This is a genomic window from Actinomadura rubrobrunea NBRC 15275 (assembly GCF_001552235.1).
Lineage (GTDB): Bacteria > Actinomycetota > Actinomycetes > Streptosporangiales > Streptosporangiaceae > Spirillospora > Spirillospora viridilutea.
The window spans coordinates 1-7,243 of the sequence record NZ_BCQU01000154.1 but is presented as its reverse complement, the minus strand read 5'-3'; the positions used below and the strand labels follow the sequence as shown (position 1 = coordinate 7,243).

Sequence of the window (7,243 nt, the reverse complement as noted above, 5' to 3'; positions counted from 1 at the left end):
TCGTGGCGGGCGTCGGCAGCGGACTGGCCAACGCCGTGCTCGCGCGGCTGGCGGTGGAGAGCGTGCCCGCCGACCGGGCGGCGATGGGGTCGGGCGCCAACAACACGGCCCGGTACGTCGGCGCCTCGCTCGGCGTCGCCATGGTCGTCGCGATCGCCACCGGCGGGGACGACCGGTCGCCGGCCTCGCTCACCCACGGCGCCAACATCGCGCTGGTCGTCTCGGCGGTGCTGGCGGCCGCCGGGGCGGTCCTGGTCGTCGCCGTCCGCGACCGCCAGCCTCGCGACGCGGCTACGCCAGCCGTTCGATGAACTCGGTGAGCTGGACGAGGTTGCGGCACTCGTACATCGGGACGATCTCGCCGTAGCGGGAGGCGGCCGAGTCGCCGGTGTCCCACTGGGCGCGCGGCTCCGGGTTGAGCCAGTACGCCCGGCGCGCCCGCTCGACCAGCCGCCGCAGCACGGGCAGGGACAGATCGCCGTAGTTGGAGCGGGCGTCGCCGAGGATCAGCAGGGCCGTGCGGGGGCCGACGGCGTCGCCGTAGCGCTCCTCGAACACCTTCAGGGCGTGCCCGTAGTTGCTGCGGCCGGTGATCCAGACCAGGTCCGCCTCCTGGGCCATGCGGGTCATCGCGTCGACCACGTCGACGCCCGGCGCGAAGTACTTGGTGATCTCGTCGGTGCCGTCGATGAACGCGAACGCCCGCACCTTGCTGAACTGCTCGCGCAGCGCGAACGTCAGCAGCAGCGTGAAGTGCGCGAACGCCGACACCGAGTCGCTGGCGTCGCACAGGATGACCAGCTCGGGGCGGTGCGGGCGGCGCGGCCGGTGCCGGGTGGTCATCGGCACTCCCCCGGTCGCCAGGGACGCGCGGACGGTGCGGCGGAAGTCGAGCCGCCCGCGCCGGTCCAGGCGCTGCCTCTGCGCCAACCGGGTGGCCAGGCGCCGGGCCAGCGGGTGGACCTGGCGGCGCAGCTCGGCCAGGTCGGCGCGGGCGGCGCGGCCGAAGTCCAGGCGCTCCAGCGGCGGCCGCACCGACAGCCGGGCGGTGCGCTCCACGCCGGTGTCCTCGGCGATGCGGCGGCGGACCTCCGCGCCGACCAGGTCGCGGAATCGCTGGATGCGGTCGGTGAACATGCGGCGGGCGACCTGTTCGGCCATCCCGCCGCGGTCCCGGCCGGTGAGCACGGCGTTCAGCAGCCGCGCCATCAGCGTCTCAGGCGACATCGCCTGCAGCACGCTGCTGGAGAACCACGACTCCCGCCCGGGCGTGCGGCCGTACTCGGCGACGGCCTCGCGCGCGAACCGCCCCAGCCCCGCGTCGTCGCCGGTCAGCAGCAGTTCGAACAGCTCCTCGCGGCGTTCCTGCACGCGCGGGTCGAGGGCGGGCGGCACGCGGCGTTCCCCCGGCTCCCGGGGCGGCGCCGTCGCGGGCGGGGCCGCGGCGCCGTCGCCGAGCACGGGCGGGAAATACAGGTCGAACAGCAGGTCGAAGGCGGGCCGGTGCGCGGGACGCTTGACGAGCGTGGCGGCGTAGGCGGCGCGCAGCGCCTCCCGGTCGGCCAGGTCGACCAGGCCGGTCGCGCGCACCGCGTCCAGCCCCTCGGCCACCGACACCGGCAGCCCCGCCTCGCGCAGCGCCGCCACGAACCGGGTGTGCCGGTCCAGCAGCGAACGCGCCACCGTCAGCCCCCGAGCCCGAGTTCCTTGACGGCGCGTTCCTGGTCGGACACGTGCTTGAGGACGACGCCGAGGGTGCGCGCCACGGTCGCGTCGTCCAGCTCGTCCGCGCCGAGGGCGAGCAGGGTGCGGGCCCAGTCGACGGTCTCGGCGATCGACGGCGCCTTCTTGATCTCCAGGGCGCGCAGCGCGGCCACGGTCCGCACCAGCTGCTCGGCCAGCCGCTCCCGCACCCCCGGCACCTGCGCCAGGACGATCTGGCGTTCGCGTTCCGGCGTCGGGTAGTCCATGTGCAGGTACAGGCAGCGCCGCTTGAGCGCCTCGGACAGCTCCCGCGCGGCGTTGGAGGTGATCACCACGAAGGGGCGGCGGACGGCGGTGACGGTGCCCAGTTCGGGGATGGTCACCTGGAAGTCCGACAGCACCTCCAGCAGCAGGCCCTCCATCTCCACGTCGGCCTTGTCGGCCTCGTCGATGAGCAGCACCGTGGGGCCGTCGCGGCGGATCGCCGCCAGCAGCGGCCGTTCCAGCAGGAACTCCTCGGTGAAGATGTCGTCGTGCGTCTCGCGCCAGGTGCGGTCGGCGGGCGCGGCCTGGATCGCCAGCAGCTGCTTCTTGTAGTTGAACTCGTACAGGGCGCGGGCCTCGTCCAGGCCCTCGTAGCACTGCAGGCGGATCAGCTCGGCGCCCGTGGCGGCGGCGACGGCCTTGGCCAGCTGCGTCTTGCCGACCCCGGCCGGGCCCTCCACCAGCAGCGGCTTGCCGAGCTCCTGCGCCAGGTAGACGGTCGTGGCGATCGACTCGTCGGCGAGGTAGCCCGCGTCGGCGAGCCGCTCGGCCGCGTCGCCGGGCGAGTCGAACGCCCGACCGTCGCGGGCGCCCTGCACGGTGTCGGCTGTCATCTCTCGGCCTTCGTGTAGGTCTGGTTGGTGCCGGCGAACACCAGCGTGCGTCCGTCCTCGGCGAGCCGGACGCCCCAGTAGGTCCCGGCCTGCGGGTCGCCGCCCTGCCAGGAGAACCGGAACCTGCCGCCGCCCTCGGGGATGGCCTGCCCGCTCCACAGCGTCCGCTTGCCGCGCTTCCAGGCGCCGGTGCCGTCGGCCTTGAACACGAAGTAGTCCCGGGCGGGTCCGACCCAGCGGCCGACCAGCGGCTTGACCTGCGCGGGCGACACCTTCGGCACGGGGGCCAGGCGGGTCGCGGTCGCGGTGGCGCCGGCGCGGGCGCCGCCGTCCCCGTCGCCGCCGCACGCGGTGAGCGCGAGCGCCGCCGCGGCGGCCAGACCTGCCAGGGACACGGTCGAGCGAGCCCGGACTCTCACGCGGACCTCCGGAAGATCTCGGGGCGTCGGCAGTCTACCGACTGGTAGCGTCGCGCAGCGCGTCCCTCCCGGGAGGGAGGCGGGGTGTGGCTCCCGCGGGTGACGCGCGGTGCGCTTCCGGCCTCCTATAACCGGAGCATGACGAGCCCTCACCCGCCGCGCCGCGCCTCGACCGCCGCCGGGCCCGCGCCCGTCAGTCCGTACGGCGACGCCCTGTCCCGGGACGAGCTGGCGGCGGCGCTGGCGGCCCGACGCGAGCTGGGCCCCGACTACGACGCCGCCTTCGCCGACGCGGTCGTGGAGCGCATCGAGCGGTCCCTGGACGCCCGTCTCGGCGCCCGCCAGGTCGGCGGATCGGGCACCGTCCTGGCGGTGGTGTCGCTGCTGACCGCGATCCCGCTCACCGCGATCGCAGTGGTGAACGCGGGGACGCCCGGCCTGCTGGTCGTCTGGGCGGCGATCACCTTGATCAACGTGGCGCACGCGCTGCGCCGCCGCTGAGCCCGCGCCCCGGACGGGGCGCGGCGTGCCGGGAGGGGAGCCGGCACGCCGCGCGGCGGAGGGTGGTCACTTGCCCGGTTCGGGGTCGCGGGGCAGGCCGAGCAGGCGCTCGGCGATGATGTTGAGCTGCACCTCGGTGGTTCCGCCGTAGATGGTCATGGCGCGGCTGAACAGCATGGCCCGGCCGATGACGCCGCTTTCGGCCAGCGGCACCTCGGTGGCGGCCGCCGGGCCCTGCGCCTCCCAGCAGTAGTCGGCGACCTGCTGGTTGAACTGCACGCCCAGCAGCTTGCGCACGCTGGACTCGGCGCCCGGCTCCAGCCCGTTGAGCTGCTTGAGCGTGGTGCGCAGCCCCAGCAGGTCGATCGACTGGCCCTGCGCGATCAGCCCGCCGACCTCCGCGGCGGCGACCGGGCCCAGGTCGCGGCCCTCGAAGAACTTCAGCAGCTCGGGCACGCCCATGCCCAGCCCGCCGCCGGTCGACAGCGACACCCGTTCGTTGCTGAGGGTGTTGCGGGCGACCTGCCAGCCCTTGTTGACCTCGCCGACCACGCAGTCGTCGGGGACGAACACCTCGTCCAGGAACACCTCGTTGAACAGGGCGTCGCCGGTCAGCTCGCGCAGCGGCCGCACCTGCACGCCCTCGGACTTCATGTTCACCAGGAAATACGTGATGCCGTCGTGCTTGGGGGCGTCCGGGTCGGTGCGGGCCAGGCAGAAGCCCCACTGCGCGTGCTGGGCCACCGACGTCCAGATCTTCTGGCCGGTCAGCCGCCAGCCGCCCTCGACGCGCTCGGCCCGCATCGACAGCGACGCCAGGTCGGACCCGGCGCCGGGCTCGCTGAACAGCTGGCACCACACCAGCTCGCCGCGCAGCGTGGGCCGCAGGAACCGCTCCTTCTGCTCCTCGGTGCCGTAGGCGACCAGCGACGGCACCAGCCACGCGCCGATCATCAGGTTCGGCGGCTTGATCTCGGCGCGCCGCATCTCCTGCTGGATGAGGATCTGCTCGACCGGTCCCGCGCCCCGCCCCCACGGGCGCGGCAGGTGCGGCGCGGTCCAGCCCTCGTCGCCCATGCGGCGGTCGCGCTCCCGCTTGTCGGCGACGGCGGCCAGCTCGGCGATCTCGGCGCGGATGCGTTCGCGCAGCGGCTGGGTCTCCTCGTCCAGCTCCAGCTCGACGGGGCGGCGTCCCCCGGCCAGCGCGCGCTCGGCGACGACGGCCGCCCACCGCTCGGCCGGGCCCGCCAGCGCCCGCAGCGTCAGGGCGCGGCGCAGGTAGATGTGCGCGTCGTGCTCCCAGGTGAAGCCGATCCCGCCGAGGATCTGGATGGCGTCGCGGGCCGTCTGCACGGCGGCGTCCAGGGCGATGACGCCGGCGACGGCGGCGGCGAACCCGGCCTCCGCGGCGCCCTCGTCCAGCGCGCGGGCGCCGTCCCAGACGGCGGCGCGGGCCTGCTCGAGCGCGATCAGCATCCGCGCGGCCTTGTGCTTGACGCCCTGGAACTGGCCGATCGGGCGGCCGAACTGCTCGCGCACCTTGGCGTACTCGGCGGCGGTGGTCACGCACCAGGACGCGGTCCCGGCGGCCTCGGCGCCCATGAGCACGACGGCCACATCGCGCACATGCCCGCCGGTCAGGCCGTCCAGCACGCGGTCGGCGGGCACCGTCACCCCGTCGGCCTCGACCTTGGCGACCCGGCGGACGCGGTCCAGGCTCGGCACCGGCGTCACGGTGAGCGCGGCGGCGTCCACCGCGACCCACTCCTCGGCGCCGTCGACGCGCACCGGCAGGACGATCACGTCGGCGAGCGCGGCGCCCAGCACGGGCTCGGCGGCGCCGGAGACCACCAGCGCGTCGCCGTCGCGGCGGCCGGTGAGCTCCCCGGTGAGGGCGAGCGCCGCCGTGCGGGACCCGTCGGCCAGCCCGGGCAGCAGCTCGCCGCGGGCCTTGGCGTTGCCGGACGCGTTGATCGCCGCGGCGGCCAGCACGGTCGGCAGGAACGGGCCGGGCGCGGCGGCGCGGCCCAGCTCCTCCAGGGCCACCGCCAGCTCCAGCAGCCCGTAGCCCTGACCGCCGTGCTCCTCGGGGATGTGCAGGCCGAGCAGCCCTTGATCGGCCAGGGACCGCCAGAACCCGGGCCTGGTCTCCTCGTCGGCCTCCAGCGCGTCGCGCACCACCGCCGACGTGACGGCGCGTTCGGCGAACCCGCGCACCGACTCGGCGAGTGCCTCATGCTCTTCGGTCAGCCCGATGGCCATGCGTCACCTTCCCTCGGAGCCCTGCAGACTCCGATTCTAGAACACCATTCTGGTGACGCGGGTCGGAAAGCGAGCGACCTCGCCGAGCCCGCCGCCGAGGGGTGTCACAACACCTGTCGCGCCCCCGCGAGGCGGGTGTAGATGCCCGCGAGCTGGTCGACGGCGTCGTCCTCGGTCGGCAGCGACGTGGCGCGCTGCGCGGCCGCCGCGCCCAGCCGCACGGCCAGGGCGGGGTCGTCCAGCACCCGGGACACGGCCCGTTCCAGAGCGGCGGCGTCGCCCGGCGGCACCAGGATCGCCGCCTCCGCCCGCCCGCCGTCCGCGCCGCCGACCATGCCGGGGATGCCGCCGACGCGCGTGGCCACCAGGGGACGCCCCGCCCGCAGGATCTCCTGGACGATCAGCGGCTGCCCCTCCCACACGCTCGGCACCACCGCCACGTCGGCCGCCGCCAGCAGGGCCGGGACGTCGGACCGCTGCCCCAGCAGCCGCACCGGCAGCCCTTCCGCCTCGATCCGCGCGCGCAGCCCGTCCTCCAGCGGCCCGGCGCCCGCGATCGCCACCAGCGGCGGCGGGGTGCGGCGCGCCCATCCCGCGGCGGCGTCCAGCAGGGTCGGCAGGCCCTTCTGCTCGGCCAGCCGCGCGACCACGACGATCAGCGGCCGCTCCTCCACGCCCAGCTCGGCCCGCAGCAGGGGGCGCGCCTCGGGGCCGGGCGGGGTCCGCGGCGCCGGCGCGGGCACCAGCGCGTGCCCCACCGACCGCGCGCCGAGCGCGCGCATCCGCTCCTCCAGGTCGGGCGAGACGCCCAGCACCATGGCGGCGCCCTTGGCGACGACGCGTTCCAGCGCCCCGTACACCGCGGCCGTCCTCCCGCCCGCGATCACCGCGTTGTGCAGGGTGACGACGACGGGCGGCCCTTCCTGCGCGAACCGCAGCGGCCCGGGGGCGACGCGCGCGCAGGCCGCCACGGTCAGACCGCCCGCCCGCAGACCGTGCGCGTGGACGACGTCGGCGTCCCGCAGCAGCGCGCGCAGCCGCGCCACGGCGCGCACGTCGTGCACCGGGCGGGGCCGGTCGGCGATGTCGACGGCGGCGAACCGCGCCCCGGCCGCGCCGAACCCGAACCGCTCCTCCGTCGACGGCGGTCCGCACACCGCGACGCGGGCGCCGCGCGCGGCCAGCCCGGCGGCCACCGACCGCACGTGCCGTCCCACGCCGCCCGCGCTGGTGGCCAGCACCAGCGCCACCCGCAGCCCGTCCAGCTTCGCCTCGCCGATCTCGTCAGTCATCCTCGCGTGACCTTCCGGGTGAGGACGGCCCGCAGGTCACGGCCGTCGACCACGAACGCGATCATCAAGAACACCACTCCCGCGGCCGCCGCGGCCAGCACCGCGGCGCCGACGCTCCACACCTGCCCGCCCGCGCCGAGCAGCGCGGCGACGGCGTACCCGGCGGCGCCGCCCCCGGCGCCCGCGG

At 75.8% G+C, this 7,243-nt stretch carries 6 protein-coding genes and 2 pseudogenes; 2 read left to right on the top strand and 6 right to left on the bottom strand.

Features of this window, described 5'->3' with window-relative positions; all coding sequences use genetic code 11:
- Positions 1-311 (top strand): annotated as a pseudogene (locus AR3_RS31375) (hypothetical protein); the annotation flags it as partial.
- Here AR3_RS31375 and AR3_RS32730 read toward each other — a convergent pair.
- The 3 genes from AR3_RS32730 to AR3_RS28055 are packed head-to-tail and all read right to left on the bottom strand — an operon-like array spanning position 292 to position 3,001.
- Positions 292-1,683, bottom strand: a complete 1,392-nt coding sequence (locus AR3_RS32730; RefSeq protein WP_067918515.1) for a vWA domain-containing protein — start codon at positions 1,681-1,683, stop codon at positions 292-294. The pseudogene AR3_RS31375 and the gene AR3_RS32730 overlap by 20 nt on opposite strands.
- A 2-nt stretch (positions 1,684-1,685) precedes the next feature.
- Entirely contained in the window at positions 1,686-2,582 is an 897-nt protein-coding gene (locus AR3_RS28060) for an AAA family ATPase (protein ID WP_067918513.1), read from the bottom strand.
- Positions 2,579-3,001, bottom strand: coding sequence for a hypothetical protein (locus AR3_RS28055; RefSeq protein WP_067918511.1), 423 nt, complete (start codon positions 2,999-3,001; stop codon positions 2,579-2,581). The genes AR3_RS28060 and AR3_RS28055 overlap by 4 nt, the downstream gene beginning before the upstream one ends.
- Positions 3,002-3,139: 138 nt before the next feature.
- On the opposite strand from AR3_RS28055, the gene AR3_RS28050 reads away from it, so the two are divergent.
- A complete protein-coding gene (locus AR3_RS28050; RefSeq protein WP_227023290.1) occupies positions 3,140-3,502 on the top strand; it encodes a hypothetical protein in 363 nt (120 codons plus the stop codon).
- Between the two features lie 66 nt (positions 3,503-3,568).
- Here the strand turns inward: AR3_RS28050 and AR3_RS28045 are convergent, their stop codons facing one another.
- From AR3_RS28045 to AR3_RS31370, 3 genes and pseudogenes are all read right to left on the bottom strand, one after another.
- A complete protein-coding gene (locus AR3_RS28045) occupies positions 3,569-5,764 on the bottom strand; it encodes an acyl-CoA dehydrogenase family protein (RefSeq protein WP_067918509.1) in 2,196 nt (731 codons plus the stop codon).
- Between the two features lie 104 nt (positions 5,765-5,868).
- Positions 5,869-7,056, bottom strand: coding sequence for a glycosyltransferase (locus AR3_RS28040; protein WP_174545495.1), 1,188 nt, complete (start codon positions 7,054-7,056; stop codon positions 5,869-5,871).
- A pseudogene (locus tag AR3_RS31370) lies at positions 7,053-7,243 on the bottom strand (virulence factor MviN); the annotation flags it as partial. The gene AR3_RS28040 and the pseudogene AR3_RS31370, both read right to left, overlap by 4 nt.

Excerpts from the sequence above, each read along its gene's own strand:
- AR3_RS28050 (WP_227023290.1), top strand. The coding sequence starts at position 3,140 with ATGACGAGCCCTCACCCGCCGCGCCGCGCCTCGACCGCCGCCGGGCCC.
- AR3_RS28040 (WP_174545495.1), bottom strand. The coding sequence starts at position 7,056 with ATGACTGACGAGATCGGCGAGGCGAAGCTGGACGGGCTGCGGGTGGCG.
- AR3_RS28060 (WP_067918513.1), bottom strand. The coding sequence starts at position 2,582 with ATGACAGCCGACACCGTGCAGGGCGCCCGCGACGGTCGGGCGTTCGAC.
- AR3_RS28045 (WP_067918509.1), bottom strand. The coding sequence starts at position 5,764 with ATGGCCATCGGGCTGACCGAAGAGCATGAGGCACTCGCCGAGTCGGTG.